This window comes from Nesterenkonia sp. PF2B19 (assembly GCF_001758425.2).
Classification (GTDB): domain Bacteria; phylum Actinomycetota; class Actinomycetes; order Actinomycetales; family Micrococcaceae; genus Nesterenkonia; species Nesterenkonia aethiopica.
On sequence record NZ_MDSS02000031.1, the window covers coordinates 13,415 to 30,129 of the forward strand.

Genomic DNA, 16,715 nt, shown 5'->3' on the forward strand with positions numbered 1-16,715 from the left:
TCCACAGACGATCTCTCACGGAGGGACGATCTGTGTGGCGGGGCACCGCACTGAAATCCATTTCGTCCGAATGTCTGGACAAAGTAATGTGATGCGTCCTACAGTGAGTGACATCACGGAACATCGCACGATCGAGGAGAGCTGAGACCAATGTCGACACCGCAGCAGTCCGAACTCCGCGTCGCCGTCGTCGGCGCCGGGCGCATGGGCTCGGACCACGTGGACCGCCTCGCCCACCACACCCTGCGCGCCCGGGTCAGCGCGCCGTCCGTGGACGTCGACCGCGAGCGGGCCGCCGCCGTCGCCGCCACCGCCGGGGACGCCGCCGGAGAGCCACAGGTGTTCTCCAGCGTGGACGAGCTGCTGACCGCCGAGGCGGCCGACGCCGTCGTGCTGGCCACCCCGGGATTCCTCCACGAGGAGGCCCTCCTGAAGCTCCTCGACGCCGGGATCCCCGTGCTGTGCGAGAAGCCGCTGACCCCGGACCCCGACTCCGCCCTGCGCGTGGTGGAGGCCGAAGTCGCCGCTGGCCGCCAGCTCATCCAGGTGGGCTTCATGCGCCGCTTCGACGCCGGCTACCGCCGGCTGAAGGACGCGATCGCCTCCGGCGAGCTGGGCGAGCTGCTGATGCTCCATCACCAGCACCGCAACCCGGAGGCGCCGGCCGAGTTCACGGACGAGATGGTCATCCATGACTCCGTGGTCCACGAGTTCGACGCCGTCCGGTACTTCACCGGCGAGGAGATCACCGACGTCTCCGTGCGGATCGGACGGACCACCTCCCGGACCGGCAACGTGCGGGACCCCCAGCTGGTCACTGTGCAGACCGAGTCCGGACTGCTGGCCACCGTGGAGATCTTCGTCAACGCCCAGATCGGCTACCAGGTGCACACCCAGGCCACCTTCGAGAACGGTCTGGTGAAGATCGGCGAGGGCTCCGAGGTCGAGGTCACCACCGCCGGCCGCACCGGCGTCGAGGTCGACGCCGGATTCGTCACCCGGTTCCGCGACGCCTACGACCTCGAGGTCCAGCAGTGGGTGGACGCCACCCTGCGCGGCGAGATCGCCGGGCCCAGCGCCTGGGACGGATACGCCACCGCCGCCTGCTGCGCCGCCGGCGTCGCCGCCCAGCAGAGCCGCACGGTCGAGCATGTGGCGCTGGCGCCCAAGCCCAGCTTCTACGCCGCCGCCACAGGCTCCCCCGCCCTGGCCTGAGCCCGACCACTCGCAGACCCTGCCCCCACCTGCCCCGAGGACCCCTCCATGAAGTACGCCCTGGACCCCACCCCCTTCCACCGGACTCACTCGCTGCTGGAGTTCCCGCGGCTCGCCGCGACCTGGGATTCGACTGGCTGCAGATGACCCCGCACCCGGACTTCATCCCGTTCTTCAACCACCCCAAGGCCGACGACGACCTCGTCGCCCGCTTCCGCGCAGCCTGCGCGGATGCCGGCGTCGGCGTCTCCTCCGTGCTGCCGGTGCTGCGCTGGTCCTCCCCCGACCCGGACGCCCGCGAGGCCGCCGTCCGGTACTGGAAGCGGGTCATCCAGATCACCGTGGACCTGGGAGTGGAGCAGATCAACACGGAGTTCTCCGGCCGGCCCGAGCTCGCGGAAGAGTCGGAGCGCGCCTTCTACCGCTCCCTGGAGGAGCTGCTGCCGATCATCGAAGCCGAGGGGCTCAACGTGGCCATCGACCCCCACCCTGATGACTTCGTGGAGCAGGGGCTGGCCGCCTGGCGGGTGATCCGCGGAGCCAACTCGAAGAACCTGAGCTTCGTCTACGTCGCCCCGCACACCTTCCACTACGAGGATCCGATGGCCGCCATCCTCGACGAGGTCGGCGACCGGCTGCGAGTGGTCCACGTGGCCGACACCTATGACCACCACCGCTCGGACGGCCTCCGGTACATCACCAACCCCCCGGGCAACGCGGCCCGGGTGCACCAGCACAACAAGATCGGCGTCGGCGACGTCGACTGGGACCACTTCTTCGCAGAGCTCGCCCGCAACGGCTTCGACCAGCGTGAGGACACGGTCATGGTCACCAGCGTCTTCGGCGAGAACGAGGACGCCATGGAGGTCTCCGCCTATCAGCTGCGTCAGATGCGCGAGCGCATGGCGGCGGCTCGGGGCTGACCCGCCCCCCCTTCCCGCCCCGACCGGGCCCCGCGCCCGGATTCCCCTCCAGGCGCCCGACGTCGCGTCGGGCGTCCGTGAGGCGCACCCACCACCCGGCACAGACAGGATCGCCAGATCATGGACACACACCGCACACGCCCGGCCCCTGACGGGAGCGTCGGCTCCGGGCGGAAGAAGAGCACCGTCCTCATCTACCTCTTCGGGGCTCTCGGAGGGCTCAACTGGGGCTATGACACCGGAGTCATCTCAGCGGCCCTCGTGTACCTGCGCCCCGAGTTCGAGCTCAGCAGCTGGGCCGAGGGCTGGATCGTCACCGGCCTGATCATCGGTGCCGTCTTCGGCGCTGCCGTCGGCGGACGTCTCTCGGACAAGTACGGCCGATGGAAGATCCTCATGGCCACCGCGGTGACGTTCATCGTCGCGCCCATCGGCATGGCGCTGGCCCCGGACCCCAACACGCTGTTCGTCTTCCGTTTCATCGTCGGCCTCGGCTCCGGACTGGCTGCGGTGACGCTGCCGGTCTACCTCTCGGAGATCTCCCCGGCGCGGATCCGCGGAAAGGTCACCGCCTTCTACGCCCTGGCGATCGTCACCGGCCAGTTCATCGGCTTCATCATCGGACTGGCCTTCGCGCCGCTGGAGTCCTGGCGATGGATGCTCGGGCTCTCGGTGGTCCCGTCGCTGCTGTTCGCCGTCGGTCTGGCGTTCATCTGGGAGACGCCCCGCTGGCTGGTCAAGAAGGGCCGAGAGGCCGAGGCCCTGACCATTCTGCACTACGACCGCACCCCCGAGGAGGCCGAGCGGGAGCTGCAGGAGATCCACATCATCAATGAGGCGGAGAAGGCAGCCGGCGCTCAGAATCTCAGGGCACTGCTGCAGCCCTGGGTGAAGCCGATCCTCTTCGTCGGCCTCGGTCTGGCGATCCTGCAGCAGATCATGGGCATCAACACGATCATCTACTACGCGCCCACCACGCTGCAGAACGTCGGCTTCACCGACCAGGCGGCCATCGCCGCCAACCTGATCATCGGCGTCATGAACGTGCTGGCCATCTGGCTGGCCCTGACCTACGCGGACCGCTGGGGGCGCCGGCCGCTGCTGCTCGCAGGGGCCGCGGGCACGTGCCTGAGCCTGGCGGTGCTGGCGCTGACCAACCTGCTGCTGCCCGAGCCGGACGGCTTCGGCGTCGTCGGGATCGTCACCCTGACCTGCATGGCCGTCTACATCTTCATGTTCCAGGCCAGCTGGGGCTCCATGGTCTGGGTGATGCTCGGGGAGATCTTCCCGCTGGGCGTCCGTGCTGCGGCCATGGGCCTGGCCACCACCGCCCTGTGGTTCGCCAACGGCGTCGTCGCCCTGGGGTTCCCTCCGGTGCTGGAAGCGGTCGGCGTGGGCTGGCTGTTCGCCGGGTTCTCCGTGATCTGCTGCGCCGCCCTGGTGTTCACCTACCGGCGAGTGCCGGAGACCAAGGGAAGGTCGCTGGAGGAGATCGAGTCCACCTTCCGCAACACCGCCGGCATGCCGGTGGTGCCGAACCCGAAGCGCATGCGCTGAGTGGCTGCAGGACCTCTCATGAAGGAGACCAGTGATGAGTGAGCAGAGAATCGGCGTCGCCGTCATCGGCGCCGGGATGGCAGGGGCGGCCCACGCGGCGGCCTGGCGAGCCGCCACCACGGTGCGCAGCCCTTTCCCCCGCCCGGTGAAGCTCGCGGCGATCGCCGACCTCGCCGAGCCGCTGGCCCGTGATGTCGCTGGCCGCTACGGGTATGAACGGGTGGAGACCGATTGGCGCGCACTGCTGGAGGCCGAAGACGTCGACGTCGTCTCCGTGGTGGTGGCCAACCGGCTGCACCGGGAGATCGTCGAGGCTCTGGTGGCCGCCGGCAAGCATGTGCTGTGTGAGAAGCCGCTGGCCGACACCCTCGACGACGCCCGTGCCATGGCGGAGACCGCGCGGCGAGCCGAGGACGCCGGCCAGGTGGTCCGCATCGGCTTCACCTTCCGCCGAGCCCCGGGACTTGCCGCTCTGCGTGAGCTGGTGACCTCGGGAGCATTGGGCGAGGTGGTGCATCTTCACGGCCGGTACCTGGCCGACTACGGCTGCGATCCGCAGGTCCCGATGACGTGGCGCTACCGGGGCGGCCCAGGCTCTGGGGCCCTGGCCGACGTCGGCAGCCACCTGCTCTATGCCGCGGAGTTCCTGGCCGGGCCGATGCGCTCCGTGGCCGGGGCACAGTTCCGCACCGTGATCCAGGAGCGTCCGCTGCCGGTGGGGTCCACGGTGGGACATGGGAAGGCGGAGGTCAGTGAGGAGACAGAACCGGTGACCAATGACGACTGGGCTGGTTTCACGGCGCAGTTCGACGTCGCCGCCGGCACCTTTGAGGCCTCCCGGGTGTCCCCCGGGCACCCCAACGGTCTGCGCCTGGAGATCTCCTGCCGCGACGGAGCCGCCGTGTGGGACCAGGAGCGTCCTGCGGAGATCCAGGTCCACACCCGGGACATCGGCGGCAACCGCCAGACCGACAACGGCTTCCGCACCGTGAACCTCGGACCCGGACACCCCTATGTGGGTGAAGGTTTCGCGATGGCCGCCCCGGGCATCGGCTTCGGCCAGAACGACGGCTTCGTGTTCCAGGCCCGCGCGTTCCTGGAAGAGGTGGCCGGGCTGGCCGCGGAGGACTCCTGGCCGCGGAACGCCAGCGTCGAGGACGGCGTGCACAATATGGAGCTGATCGAGGCGATCGCCGCCTCGGCTGCCGCCGGCGGGTCCGAGGTCAGGGTTCCCTGACCTCCGCACCTGACGCCCCGCCGCAAGACCCGCACACGTCGGGTCGAGCTGGTGTGTCAGTGGGCCCCGCGGATGCGCATGGACCGCAGTCGCTCGCCGTCGACGGCGAAGGTGAACTCCGAACGCCCGTTGGCGTGGTTGCTGCGCCAGTCGGCGATCACGGTGACGGCCTCGCCGTCGGCCTCCACAGATTCGACATCCATGGTGCCGCGGGCGCCGATGAACTCGACGTCGCTCCAGGCCTTGATCTCGTCCCGGCCGGTGAAGATGCGGCCGAAGTCGTCGACGAACCCCTCCTCGCCGAACGCGGCGAGAAACGCCTCCTCATCGTGGCGGTTCACGGCGGCGACGAAGCTGCCCACAGGTTCGGGGATGTCCGGCATGATGCCTCCTGCGTGGGTCGTAGAACTGGTCGTGCCCAGGACCCTACGTGCCCTGCCCGCAGGAGCGAAAGAGCCTGCGCCTCACCGCAGCCCGGCCACACGTGCCGCCTCCATGAGCACCGCCGCCGCCTCCTGCACACCCTCCACAGCACCCAATGAGGTGTCTTCGTGCTCGATGTGCACAGCCATGTCGGCGTCCACGTCCGCGAGCGCGGTGAGGAATTCGGCCCACCAGGCGGCGTCGTGCCCGCGCCCCAGCGCCACGAAGTCCCAGGCGGAGGCGGAGGGCCACTCGTTGACGTACTCCTCCGCACCGATCTGCGTGCGGGGCTCGTCGGGACTCAGTCGGCGGAAGCTGTTGTCCAGCACTCCGCACCAGGCGGCCTCGGGATTGATCCGCACGTCCTTGACCGCCGCGTGCGCCACATGCCTGCCCAGCCGGCGCACCACATGGACAGGGTCCATCTGCTGCCAGAACAGGTGGCTGGCGTCCAGCTCCACCCCCAGTCGGCGCGCTCCGGTGCGCTCGAGCAGCTCCAGGAAGCTCGGCGGGTTGAACACCAGGTTCTGGGGGTGCAGCTCCAGGGCCACCGTGACGCCGTGCTCGGCGGCGAGCGCGTCGATCTCCGTCCAGAACGGGACGGCCACCTCCCACTGGTGCTCCAGGACGTCCAGCGCGCGGGAGGACCAGGCGTTGACCACCCAGGTGGGCTGGCCGGCACCGGGCTCCGCACCGGGCAGCCCGGACATGCACACCACTCGGGTCTGTCCCAGCGCCCCGGCCACTCGGATGCTGCGCCGCAGGTCCTCGGCGTGCCGTTCACCGGTGCGTGGGTCCGGATGGAGCGGATTGCCGTTGCAGTTCAGGCCCTGCAGCGACACCCCGGTGTCCTCGAAGATCCGCAGCCATTCGCGGGCGGCGGCGGGGTCGCCGTCGAGCTCCTCCACCGGGATGTGCGCGGCGGGAAGGAACCCGCCGGTGTTGAGCTCGGCGGCGTCCAATCCGGCTTCTGCGACGATCTGCAGCGCGTCGGTCAGCGGACGGTCGTGCAGCGGCGCGGTGTACAGGCCCAGGTGCATCAGGTCCTCCTCAGGGGTCGATCATGTCGTCATCGTCGCGCGAGGTGGTCTGGAGTTGTCGGTACTCGACTCGATCGACTCGAGCATCGACAACTCCAGACCACCTCGCCGAGGGCCTCGACAGGGCGCCTCACTGGGCGGGGCGCCCGCCCAGGGTCTGCTCCAGGTCCGCCTCGACCTGCTTCAGCTCGGCGGTATGGCCGCCCAGCTGGGCCAGCTCATGGCTGAGCTCCTGCAGCTCCGCACCCCCGGCCATCTGTGCGGTGAGATCATCGATGCTGATCTCGTCCTTGACGTGGTACCCGATGGAACGGCCACGTTTGAGGACCATGAACCGGTCCCCCACGGGGAAGGCATGGTGCGGGTTGTGGGTGATGAACACGACCCCCAGGCCCCGGTTCTTGGCCTGCATGATGTAGCGCAGCACGACGCCGGACTGCTTGACCCCCAGCGCGGCGGTCGGCTCATCGAGGATCAGCACCTTCGCGCCGAAGTACACCGCCCGGGCGATGGCCACGCACTGCCGCTCACCGCCGGAGAGCGTGCCGATGGGCTGGTCGACGTCGCGCAGGTCGATGCCCATCTCGAAGAGCTCCTCCTTGGCGATGCGCTTCATGGCCGGCACGTCCAGCCGCTTCAACGGCCCCCAGCCCACGGTCAGCTCCGAGCCGAGGAAGAAGTTCCGCCACACCGGCATGAGCGGCACCACCGCCAGATCCTGGTACACGGTGGCGATGCCCACCTCCAGGGCGTCGCGCGGAGAGTCGAAGACGGTCTCCTCCCCGTTGATCCGCATGACGCCGTCGGTGTGCTGGTGCAGCCCGGCGATGATCTTGATCAGCGTGGACTTCCCGGCGCCGTTGTCGCCCAGCACGCAGGTGACCTGCCCGGCGTGGACGTCCATGGTGACGTCCCTCAGGGCGATGATGTTGCCGTAACGCTTCCCCGCTCCTTCGAGCCGGACCAGCGGGGTCGCCTCGACGCCGTCGGCGACGTCGTCGTGGGGTGACTGCGATGTCGTCTCACTCATGGCCCCTCCTATTTCTTCTCGACCCGACGGCGGACCATCAGGTTCACGATCGTGGCCAGCAGGAGCATCACACCCAGGAAGAAGCGGAACCAGTCCGGGTTCCATTCGGCGTAGATGATGCCGCGGGAGGCCATGCCGAAGATCAGCGCGCCCAAGGCTCCGCCGATGGCCGAGCCGTAGCCGCCGGTCAGCAGGCAGCCGCCGATGACGGCGCCGATGATGTAGAGGAACTCGTTGCCGATGCCCTCACCGGACTGGACGGTGCTGAACGCGAAGAGCTGGTGCATGCCCAGCACCCAGGCGCAGAACCCCACGCCCATGAACAGACCGATCTTGGTGGCGGTGACGGGCACACCGACCGCGCGGGCGGCGTTCTGATCCCCGCCGACGGCGAAGATCCAGTTGCCGATCCTGGTGCGCAGCAGAATGAAGGAGGCCACGGCCACCAGCAGGATCCAGTAGAAGATCGTGATGCGGAAGTTCACCCCGAAGATCGTCACGGAGGAGGCGAAGATCGCCTGGGCGGAGGCGAATCCGTCCATGGTGGAGATCGGCGGGGAGGAGACCGAGCCGCCGATAAGCCGGGTCAGCGCCAGGTTGAGTCCGGTGAGCATCAGGAACATGGCCAGCGTGACGATGAAGCTGGGCAGCTTGGTCTTGATGAAGATCAGCCCGTTGATCGCCCCGATGGCCAGCGAGACGACCAGCGCCAGGGCCACGCCGACCCAGATGTTCGTGGCGAAGTACCAGCTGAACAGGGAGGCCATCAGCGCTGAGGAGATCACGGCCACTCCGGTGGAGAGGTCGAACTCTCCACCGATCATCAGCAGCGAGACGCCGACGACCATGATCCCGATGGTGGAGGCCCCGTAGAGCACCGTGGAGATGCCTCCGGGGGTGGTGAAGGGCGGCGCGACGACGGCGAAGAAGATGAACACCACCATGGCGCCCACCGCCGCCCCGACCTCGGGGCGCGCCATCAGGGTGCCGATCAGACTCCGCTTGCTGACCCGCTCGTCGGCGCCGTCGTCGGGAGCCGCGGGTGCCGCCCCGGCGGGGGCGGTGGATGTCGTGGTCATGAGTCTTGTCCCTTCCGGTCTCAGCGCAGTCCGGCGTCGGCGAACTCGAGCACGGACTCGGCGTTCTCGACGTCGACGATGTTGGGTCCGGTCAGCACCGGCAGTCCGCCGCCCGGCTCGAAGGCGCCGTGGAAGTGCAGCCACAGCGAATCCACCGCCAGGTAGCCCTGCAGCCAGGGCTGCTGGTCGACGGCGAAGAGGATCTCCTCGTCGACGACAGCCTGAGCGATGTCCGCGTTGAGGTCGAAGGAGCCGACGTTGATGTCCGAGCCGGAGGACTGGACCTCGTCCAGGATGGTCATGGTGAAGGGACCCCCGAGGCCGATGATCGCGTCGGCGTCGCCCGCGGAGTCGACCTTCGCCCGGACCGTGGAGGCGACCTGCGTCATGTCCGAGCCCTCCACATAGAGGTTCTCGGTGTCGGGCAGGACCTCCCGGATGCCGTCGCAGCGGGACTCGAGGCCCACGTGTCCCTGTTCCTGGATCACGCAGATGGGGTGCTCGATGCCCTGCTCGTCCAGGTACTCGCCCACGGCCTCGCCGGCCACCGACTCGTTCTGTCCGAAGTGGGCGAAGGCTCCGGCGTCGAAGGCCTCCTCCTCTCCGGCGTTGAGCGAGACGACCGGGACGCCGGCGTCGATGGCGCGCTGGACAGCGGGAGTCATCGCGTCCGGCTTGGCCATGGTGACCGCGATGCCGTCAGCGCCGGCGTCGATGGCGGACTGGATGAGCTCCGCCTGCTGGGCGCCTTCGCGGTGAGAGTTGTAGACCAGGTTGATGTTGTCCTTGGCGGCGGCCTCCTCGGCGCCGCTGCGCACGTAGTCCCAGAAAGTGTCGCCTTCCACCGCGTGGGTGATGAGGTAGACGGTGCGCTCCTCGGTGTCCGCGCCGCCGGCGCGCTCGGTGTCCACGCCGCCGGCGCGCTCGGCGTCGTCGCCTCCGGCGTCGGCCCGGCCCCCTTCGGAGGAGCAGGCCGAGACGAGCAGAGCGGCGATGCCCAGCACGGCGGCGAATCGGGCCGAGGCCCGACGACGGGTGCGACGAGATGTGGAGACGGCCGGGGAGGCAGGGCCGGGAGGCGCGGGTTCAGCGGAGGTGGAGGGGGATTCGAGGGTGCTGCGAGTGATGCGAGGCATGATCTCTCCTTCGAGCCTGCGGCCACGGGGTCGCTGCCGCCGTGGCCGTCGTAGGCTCCATCCTGAGTGACTCGCATCACAATGTCAATAGGATGTCAGGACATATGCACAAATTGCGCCCTCGGCCTGGCCCCGCCTCCCGACGTGAGTTGGTCCGGAGTTGTGGATACTTCGAGCGATCGACTCGAGTATCCACAACTCCGGACCAACTCAGCGGGGTGGGCTCTCATTGCGGCAGGCCGGAATCCCTCACCGGCGCACGCGCACGGCCCTCCCCGTCTCGAGAGACTCCTGGGCGGCGTCGGCCACGCGGGAGGCGTCCACCGCCTCTTCCGGCGGGCACGGGTTCTCCCGCTCGCCCCGGATCAGCTCCACGAAGGCCCGCATCTCCGCGCGATAGGCCTCCGCGAACCGCTCATGAAAGGTCCGATGCGGCGTCCCGGCGGGGAACCTGACCCCCGGCTCGGCGGACCGTCCGGCATAGGAGTCGTCCAGCCCGACCTGCAGCGTGCCGGCGGAGCCTTGCAGCTCCAGGCGGACATCGTGGCCCGCCCCGTTGTACCGGGTGGCCGAGACGGTGGCGACCGTGCCGTCCTCCAGCTCGGCGAGCGCGACGGCGGTGTCGACGTCGCCGACCTGCCCGATCGCCGGGTCCCCGTTGTTGGAGCCCCGCGCGCAGACCTCCACGATCCGCTGGCCGGTCATCCATTGCAGGATGTCGAAGTCGTGGACCGAGCAGTCGCGGAACAGCCCGCCGGAGGTGGCCAGGAACTCCACCGGCGGCGGGGTCATGTCGGCGGTGATGGCCCGGATGGTGTGCAGCCAGCCCAGGTCGCCGCGGTCCAGCGCCTCCTTCGCAGCCAGGCAGCCGGGGTCGAGACGCCGCTGCAGGCCGATCTGCACGGTGCTCCCGAGCCGGGACACCGCTTCGAGCACCGGCAGCGCCGCCTCGGTGGACTCGGCCACCGGCTTCTCACAAAAGGCGGGGATCCCCGCCTCGGCGGCCCGCAGGATCAGCGGCGCGTGGGCGGCTGTGCCCACGGCGATCACGACGCCGTCGGGCGAGCCGCCGCCGGGCGCCCCGGTGAAGAGCTCGTCGACGTTCGGGCGCGCCCGGCAGCCGATGTCCGCGGCGACCTGCCGGGCGCGGGCGGCGTCGACGTCGGCGATCACCAGCTCGACGCCGTCGTCGGCGAGGGCCTGGAGGTGGCGGGCGTGCATGACGCCGATGCGTCCGACGCCGATCAGTCCGACGGTGGTGGTCATGGTGTGCACTCCTGACGCCGGGTCGCGTGGATGACGGGGATCAGCCGGAGAAGGGCAGCCGGGGGTCGATGTCTTGGCCCTCCCAGGTCCGGCGGATCCACCCGTGGTGGGGATCGTCGCTGATCAGCCACTCGCGCACCGGGCCCGGGCCGGCCATGACGTTGAGGTAGTACATGTCATGCCCGGGAGGGGTCATGGCCGGGCCGTGCCAGCCGTAGGGCACCAGGACGACGTCGCCGCTGCGCACCTCCGCGGTCACGTCGATCTCGCGCTCGTCCGAGGCGTAGACGCGCTGATAGCCCATGGCGTCCGGGCCGCCCTCCTCCGGAGTGGGGACCGGCATATCCTTCGCGGTCTGCATCTCGAAGTAGTAGATCTCCTCCAGGGCGGTCTCCCCTTCGGCCTCCTCGTCATGCTTGTGCGGCGGGTAGGAGGACCAGTTCCCGGCGGGCGTGAGGACTTCACAGACGATGAATCGGTCCGCCTCAAGCGTGGCGGGCGTGCCGAAGTTGTGGACCTGACGGGAGCAGACGCCGGCCCCGCGCAGCTCCAGCGGCACCTCCTGGACGCTCAGATGCCGCACGGGATGCTCGGCCGCGGCGGGCGCGGAGGCCACCGCCACGCGTCCGCCCTGAGCAGAGCCGATGGTGAGCGCCTGCCGGATGCCGGTGTAGAGCACGTCGGTGGGGCCATGGAAGACCGACGGCCGCCCGGCGAGCTCGTAGCTCGCGCCGGCGACCTCCACGGTGAACGATCCGGTGAGCGGCACCACGATGCGCTCCTCCTCCTGGGCGTCCAGGGTGAGGGTCTGGCCGGGACTGAGGTCGGCCACGCGCAGCCCGGTGTGCTGCCAGCCGGGCACCTCGGTGGTCGAGTCCGGGGTCCCGAGGTCCAGCATCCAGTCGCCGCGGGCGGCGGAGCCGGCGGGGTGGAACCAGGGCGAGGCGGGGGCTTCGGGGCGTGAGGAGGTCATGGCTGTCCTTTCCAGGCGAGAGGGCAGGGTGGAACGGGCGATGGTGGCGCCTGACGGGTCGGTCAGTTCACCAGGGTGATGTCGAAGGAGTACATGTCCGCCCGGTAGACGTGGTGGCCGCATTCGACGGCGATGCCGCGGCTGTCCAGGGCGGTGCGGTCCATCATCACCAGCGGGGCGCCGACCTCGGTGTCGAGCAGCTCGGCCTGTCGGGCATCGGCCGCTCCGGCACCGACGGTCTGGTGGGCCATACGGAAGTCGATCCCCGCGCGGCGCAGGAGGTTGTAGAGCCCGTCGGACTCGAGCTCGGCCTGCTCGAAGTCGGCGATGCCGCGCGGCACCCAGTTCTCCATGAGGGCGAGCGCGCGGCCGTCCACAGTGCGCAGGCGGACCATGTGATGGACCTCCGCTCCGCGGGTGAGGTTGAGCTGCTCAGCAATCTCGGTCTCGGCCTCCACCAGCTCCAGCGACAGGACGGTGGTCTGCGGCGTCGCCCCTTCGTCCTGGAGGTCGTTGTAGAGGCTGGAGAGCCGCAGGTTGCGCCGCACCGGCGCCCCGACCACCTGGGTGCCGACGCCGCGACGGCGCACCACCAGCCCATTCTGGACGAGCTGATCCATGGCCTGCCGCATGGTGGGGCGGGAGAGGTTGTAGCGCTTGGCGAGGGCGATCTCGTTCTCCAGCTTCGTCTCCGGGGGCAGCAAGCCGTCCCGGATGGCCTTCTCGAAGGCGGAGGCCACCTGATGGTAGAGCGGCACCGGCGATGACCGATCCAGGGTGATGTCGAGGTCACGGGTCACGGGGTCTCCTTCGTGCGTGTAATTGTCAGTTTGTCACGACAATCGCATCTTTGGAAGAGTCTATGGGCTCATGATGTGATCCCGCCCATGATGCCACCGGACCGACGACCTGACGACGCCCACCGGAGACGCTGGCCGGAGCGTCGGTGCGCGTCCAGGCGCGGCCGGTAGACTGGGCCGCTGCCGCAGGACGCGCCCGCCGATCGACGAAAGGGCCTCGATGACCACCCCCGCCCCGGAGAAGACCACCCGACGCCGTCGCCCCCGCCGCCAGCCGCCGCTCAGCGGCCTCGACTGCGCCTCGGATTCGCCGGATGGGTCGTCTCCTGGCTGGTCCCCACCTTCGTGATGGGTGGACTGCTGCTGGGACTCTCCTTCGTGCCCGGCCTCGACGACGACGGCTTCCTCACCCCACTGATCCCACTGATCGGCGGCGCCGCCGTCGGCATCGGCATCCCGGGCACACTGCTGGTGACCTGGCTGTACCGGCACCACCTCAACCCGACCCTGCATGTGTTGGGCTATGTGGTGGTCGGCCTGCTCTACGGGCCGGTGGTCCTGCTGGCCGGCACCGGCGGCCTGATGCCCATGCTCATCCCGCTCGTCGGCTTCCCCGCCGGGGTGCTCCTCGGTGTGGGCCGCTGGGCCGCCCAGCCGCTGGCGACCGTGATCGATCCCGCCACCGACGAGACTCCCGCAGACGACACCCCAGCAGACGACGACGTCGACACCGTCTCACCCACCCCTGGCCGCCGCTGAAGGACATGACGATGACGCAGACCCTCCCGCAGACCACCCGCCCGCCGATGACCTTGACGATCGCCGGCTCCGAAGCCACCGGCGGTGCCGGCGCGCAGGCCGACCTGAAGACCTTCCAGGAGCTGGGCAGCTTCGGCATGATCGCTCTGACCTGCATCGTCTCCTTCGACCCGAAGGATGACTGGAACCACCGCTTCGTGCCGGTGGAGCCGCAGGTCATCGCGGATCAGATCGAGGCCATCTTCGGCGACTATGACGCCGAGGCCCTGGACACGGTGAAGCTGGGCATGATGGGCACTCCGACCACGATCTCCACGGTCTCCGAGGCCCTGGCCGCGCGCCGTCCGCGGCACGTGGTGCTGGACCCGGTGCTGATCTGCAAGGGGCAGGAGCCCGGGCACGCCCTGGACACGGACAACGCCCTGAAGTCCGAGCTGCTCCCGCAGGCCACCTTCGTGACGCCGAACCATTTCGAGGCCGAGCAGCTCTCCGGCATGACGGTGCGCAGCCTCGAGGACCTCACCGCCGCCGCCCACGAGATCCACCGGATCTCCGGGGCAGCCGTGTTGGCCAAGGGCGGAGTGCGGCTGGAGGGCCCGGATGCCGTCGACGTCTTCGTGGACGAGGACGGCGCTGAGGTGCTCCGCTCGCCGAAGATCGGCGAGCATGCCGTCTCCGGTGCCGGATGCTCGCTCGCGGCCGCCGTCGCCGCCGAGCTCTCCAAGGGCGCCACGCCGCTGGAGGCCGCCCGCCGAGCGAAGGAGTTCGTCACCGCGGGCATCCGTCAGCGGGTGGCGGGAGGCACGCCGTTCGACGCGCTGTGGCAGGGCGGCCTGCGCGGCTGACCGCTCCGGCGCCTCTCCCCGCACTCCGGCCTCAGATGCCGACATTCCCGCCCGCCCGACGGGCAGGAGCCTGAGCCGGCCCCAGATGCGAGAGAGGCCCGGGCGGTGCCGTTCTCACCGCCCGGGCCACAACCCTGACCGAGCACCTCTCCGGAGGCCGTTGCACCGAAACCTCCGGGGTCTCCAAGCCAGGTTCTCGTGATGCACGTACACCGTTTCTGTACGTCACGAACTATTTTCCTCCGGCAACGATGGATCCCTCTAGTCGACTTTCGTCTAGTGTTGCGGGGCCCGCACGGCGTGTTGTCCAGCTGACCTCCAGGTTCACCACAGGCTGCCTCCAGGTCAGCGCTTCCAGCTCGTGAAAACCTGGAGATGCCGGGCTACGCCGCGGCTCAGTCCTTCTTCACACCCTGCACTGTGACCACCCAGTGCCCCTTCCGGTCGAAGCCGGCCCGAGCCTGACCGCCGAAGGCCGCCGCGCGGTCCCGGATGCCGATCAGTCCCGCCCCTGAACTGGACCAGCGGGACACCGCCCGGCGACGTGAGGCCACCGTGTTGGTCACCGTGAGACCGGTCTCCTCCTCCCCTGCCCACACGCGGATCCAGCATGTCTGCCCATGGCCGGCGTAGCGGGCCACGTTGGTGGTGCACTCCTGCAGGATCCGGTAGAGCGCGGCGTGGACGGAGCGTGACAGCTCGGAGAGGTCGCCGTCGGCCTCACAGCTGACCGTGAACCCGAGGCCGCGCAGCTGCTCGCAGAAGGTCTCCGCGCCTGTGCGGATGTCCAGTTCGGTGGCCGAGGAGGTGGGAAGGTCTTCCAGGGCCCCGTCCTCGCGCAGCAGGTTGAGCATGCGGCGCAGGTCCTGCAGGGCCGCTCGGGAGGAGTCTCCGATGACCTCGACGGCGTTGCGGTAGGAGTCCTCGGTGTCAGCCATCTGCGCCGCCCGGGACTGCATGGCGATGATGGTGATGTCATGGGCGACGATGTCGTGGAGATCCCGGGCGATCGATTTCCGCTCGGCAGCCACGGACTCGCGGTGTCGCGCCTCGACCTCCTCCAGCTCTCGCCGGGACTGCAGCCGGGCGTTGGTGACCTTCCGGAAGGCGGACCCCAGCCCGTAGGAGCCCATGATCAGCAGCACCATGATCGCCATGAGGACCACCCCGCTGGTGGGGTCCTCCAGCTGGTTCGTCAGGAACCCGGTCCAGATCAGCGTGGCCGCCAGCAGGGACCGACGGAACAGCTTGGTGGTGACCATCGCTCCGACGCCGACCAGCAGGACGGCCAGCACCAACGAGTAGGCCAGGCCTTCGGTGAACAGAGACACCGCCACCATGATCAGCCCGACGACGGCCGCCCAGGTCACCCGCACCCACAGCAGCACCACGCAGCCCACGCTGAGCAGCCCGGCCATGGCGATCTCCACAGGGAAGGACTTCCCCTCGAGCATCTCCAGGATGATGTCGGAGCCCAGGGCGATGCCGAACAGCAGGGTGACGACCACCAGCAGCCACTTGTTCAGGTCCCGGGCGTACCAGAACCCCTGCGATTCGAACTCTCCTGCGACACTCGGCACGCAGCCAGTCTACGAGGACGGCCCCCGTCAGCTCGGCGGCAGGCTCCGGCCCCGTGCGCGCCGGACATCCAGGTCACGCTCCTACAATCGTGCTCATGACCGACACGCCCGCCGATGAGGCCCCGACGGCGCCGACCCCCCGCGCCCCCGAGATCCGGGTCCTCATCGCCGATGACCACCCGATGATGTCCACCGCGCTGCGCACCTATGTGGACTCCACCCGAGGCATGCGGTGCGTGGGTGAGGTGCGGGACGGCAAAGCCGCCGTGGAGCTCGTGGCCCAACTGATGCCCGACGTCGTCGTGATGGACATGCACATGCCCGGCACCGACGGCATCCAGGCCACCGGACAGATCCGCCGCATGTTCGACACCGTCGCGGTGCTGGCGGTGACCACGTTCTCCACGGAGCGGTACGTGATCCCCGCACTGCGCGCCGGGGCGGGCGGGTACATCGTCAAGGACGCCGAGCCGGAGGAGATCATCGAGGCGATCCGGCAGGCCCATGACGGGCTGGCGCCCTTCTCCCCCTCGGTGGCTCGGGAGCTGATGCTCTCGGTGAAGGACGACCCTGCCCAGGTGGAGTCCATGCTGCGCCGCTACCCGGAGCTGCCGCGCATCCCGGAGCGGGAGCTGCAGGGGCTGAAGCTGCTGGCCAGCGGCCGGTCCAACGCAGAGATCGCCGCGGAGATGGTGGTCTCGGAGGCGACGGTGAAGGCCTATATGGGGCGCCTCATGCAGCGCCTCGGCGTCCGCGACCGGGTGCAGCTGATCATCCGCGCCACGGAGCTCGGCCTGGTGGAGCCGGCGCTGGACTGAGGAGGCCCAGCCCGGGCCCCCTCAGACCACGTCC

The 16,715-nt window shown here is 69.4% G+C and carries 15 protein-coding genes and 1 pseudogene; 7 read left to right on the forward strand and 9 right to left on the reverse strand.

All coding sequences use genetic code 11. The features are described from left to right. Positions 1-150 precede the first annotated feature (150 nt). The 4 genes and pseudogenes from BCY76_RS10385 (at position 151) to BCY76_RS10400 (ending at position 4,932) form a co-directional block, all read left to right on the forward strand. Complete coding sequence (locus tag BCY76_RS10385) at positions 151-1,215, forward strand: Gfo/Idh/MocA family protein (RefSeq protein ID WP_085437635.1); 1,065 nt, start codon at positions 151-153, stop codon at positions 1,213-1,215. A gap of 48 nt (positions 1,216-1,263) precedes the next feature. After that, positions 1,264-2,138, forward strand: a pseudogene (locus tag BCY76_RS10390) (sugar phosphate isomerase/epimerase family protein). Between the two features lie 120 nt (positions 2,139-2,258). After that, positions 2,259-3,695 carry a sugar porter family MFS transporter gene (locus BCY76_RS10395; protein ID WP_085437636.1) on the forward strand — a complete coding sequence of 479 codons (1,437 nt, stop codon included), beginning with the start codon at positions 2,259-2,261 and terminating at the stop codon, positions 3,693-3,695. 34 nt (positions 3,696-3,729) lie between these two features. Beyond that, positions 3,730-4,932, forward strand: coding sequence for a Gfo/Idh/MocA family protein (locus BCY76_RS10400; protein WP_070158612.1), 1,203 nt, complete (start codon positions 3,730-3,732; stop codon positions 4,930-4,932). A 56-nt stretch (positions 4,933-4,988) separates the two neighbouring features. Here the strand turns inward: BCY76_RS10400 and BCY76_RS10405 are convergent, their stop codons facing one another. The 8 genes from BCY76_RS10405 to BCY76_RS10440 form a co-directional block, all read right to left on the reverse strand. Further along, positions 4,989-5,315, reverse strand: a complete 327-nt coding sequence (locus BCY76_RS10405; RefSeq protein WP_070158611.1) for a nuclear transport factor 2 family protein — start codon at positions 5,313-5,315, stop codon at positions 4,989-4,991. Positions 5,316-5,396: 81 nt separating this feature from the next. Then, a complete protein-coding gene (locus tag BCY76_RS10410; protein ID WP_070158610.1) occupies positions 5,397-6,395 on the reverse strand; it encodes a sugar phosphate isomerase/epimerase family protein in 999 nt (332 codons plus the stop codon). A gap of 130 nt (positions 6,396-6,525) precedes the next feature. Beyond that, entirely contained in the window at positions 6,526-7,425 is a 900-nt protein-coding gene (locus tag BCY76_RS10415) for an ATP-binding cassette domain-containing protein (protein WP_070158609.1), read from the reverse strand. An 8-nt stretch (positions 7,426-7,433) separates the two neighbouring features. After that, positions 7,434-8,504, reverse strand: a complete 1,071-nt coding sequence (locus BCY76_RS10420; RefSeq protein ID WP_070158608.1) for an ABC transporter permease — start codon at positions 8,502-8,504, stop codon at positions 7,434-7,436. Positions 8,505-8,524: 20 nt separating this feature from the next. Then, on the reverse strand, positions 8,525-9,640 hold the full coding sequence (locus tag BCY76_RS10425; RefSeq protein ID WP_085437637.1) for a substrate-binding domain-containing protein: 1,116 nt from the start codon (positions 9,638-9,640) through the stop codon (positions 8,525-8,527). 249 nt (positions 9,641-9,889) lie between these two features. Continuing rightward, positions 9,890-10,906: a Gfo/Idh/MocA family oxidoreductase gene (locus BCY76_RS10430; protein WP_085437638.1), complete on the reverse strand. Its 1,017-nt coding sequence runs from the start codon at positions 10,904-10,906 to the stop codon at positions 9,890-9,892. Between the two features lie 40 nt (positions 10,907-10,946). Then, a complete protein-coding gene (gene iolB, locus BCY76_RS10435; protein WP_070158340.1) occupies positions 10,947-11,879 on the reverse strand; it encodes a 5-deoxy-glucuronate isomerase in 933 nt (310 codons plus the stop codon). A 62-nt stretch (positions 11,880-11,941) separates the two neighbouring features. Next, positions 11,942-12,679, reverse strand: a complete 738-nt coding sequence (locus tag BCY76_RS10440) for a GntR family transcriptional regulator (protein ID WP_070158339.1) — start codon at positions 12,677-12,679, stop codon at positions 11,942-11,944. A 348-nt stretch (positions 12,680-13,027) separates the two neighbouring features. On the opposite strand from BCY76_RS10440, the gene BCY76_RS10445 reads away from it, so the two are divergent. Continuing rightward, positions 13,028-13,438: a hypothetical protein gene (locus tag BCY76_RS10445; RefSeq protein ID WP_201791115.1), complete on the forward strand. Its 411-nt coding sequence runs from the start codon at positions 13,028-13,030 to the stop codon at positions 13,436-13,438. Between the two features lie 11 nt (positions 13,439-13,449). After that, a complete protein-coding gene (locus BCY76_RS10450; RefSeq protein ID WP_070158337.1) occupies positions 13,450-14,283 on the forward strand; it encodes a hydroxymethylpyrimidine/phosphomethylpyrimidine kinase in 834 nt (277 codons plus the stop codon). Between the two features lie 395 nt (positions 14,284-14,678). Here BCY76_RS10450 and BCY76_RS10455 read toward each other — a convergent pair whose 3' ends face one another. Beyond that, the gene (locus BCY76_RS10455; protein WP_070158336.1) at positions 14,679-15,863 is read right to left on the reverse strand and encodes a sensor histidine kinase; all 1,185 of its coding nucleotides are present in this window, start codon (positions 15,861-15,863) and stop codon (positions 14,679-14,681) included. A gap of 95 nt (positions 15,864-15,958) precedes the next feature. Between BCY76_RS10455 and BCY76_RS10460 the strand changes: the two genes are divergently transcribed. After that, on the forward strand, positions 15,959-16,681 hold the full coding sequence (locus BCY76_RS10460; RefSeq protein WP_070158335.1) for a response regulator transcription factor: 723 nt from the start codon (positions 15,959-15,961) through the stop codon (positions 16,679-16,681). Positions 16,682-16,715: the final 34 nt, after the last annotated feature.

Coding starts and splice junctions, on each gene's coding strand:
- iolB (WP_070158340.1), bottom strand. CDS start 11,879: ATGACCTCCTCACGCCCCGAAGCCCCCGCCTCGCCCTGGTTCCACCCC.
- BCY76_RS10445 (WP_201791115.1), top strand. CDS start 13,028: ATGGGTGGACTGCTGCTGGGACTCTCCTTCGTGCCCGGCCTCGACGAC.
- BCY76_RS10420 (WP_070158608.1), bottom strand. CDS start 8,504: ATGACCACGACATCCACCGCCCCCGCCGGGGCGGCACCCGCGGCTCCC.
- BCY76_RS10450 (WP_070158337.1), top strand. CDS start 13,450: ATGACGCAGACCCTCCCGCAGACCACCCGCCCGCCGATGACCTTGACG.
- BCY76_RS10395 (WP_085437636.1), top strand. CDS start 2,259: ATGGACACACACCGCACACGCCCGGCCCCTGACGGGAGCGTCGGCTCC.
- BCY76_RS10460 (WP_070158335.1), top strand. CDS start 15,959: ATGACCGACACGCCCGCCGATGAGGCCCCGACGGCGCCGACCCCCCGC.
- BCY76_RS10385 (WP_085437635.1), top strand. CDS start 151: ATGTCGACACCGCAGCAGTCCGAACTCCGCGTCGCCGTCGTCGGCGCC.
- BCY76_RS10425 (WP_085437637.1), bottom strand. CDS start 9,640: ATGCCTCGCATCACTCGCAGCACCCTCGAATCCCCCTCCACCTCCGCT.
- BCY76_RS10405 (WP_070158611.1), bottom strand. CDS start 5,315: ATGCCGGACATCCCCGAACCTGTGGGCAGCTTCGTCGCCGCCGTGAAC.
- BCY76_RS10400 (WP_070158612.1), top strand. CDS start 3,730: ATGAGTGAGCAGAGAATCGGCGTCGCCGTCATCGGCGCCGGGATGGCA.
- BCY76_RS10410 (WP_070158610.1), bottom strand. CDS start 6,395: ATGCACCTGGGCCTGTACACCGCGCCGCTGCACGACCGTCCGCTGACC.
- BCY76_RS10415 (WP_070158609.1), bottom strand. CDS start 7,425: ATGAGTGAGACGACATCGCAGTCACCCCACGACGACGTCGCCGACGGC.
- BCY76_RS10430 (WP_085437638.1), bottom strand. CDS start 10,906: ATGACCACCACCGTCGGACTGATCGGCGTCGGACGCATCGGCGTCATG.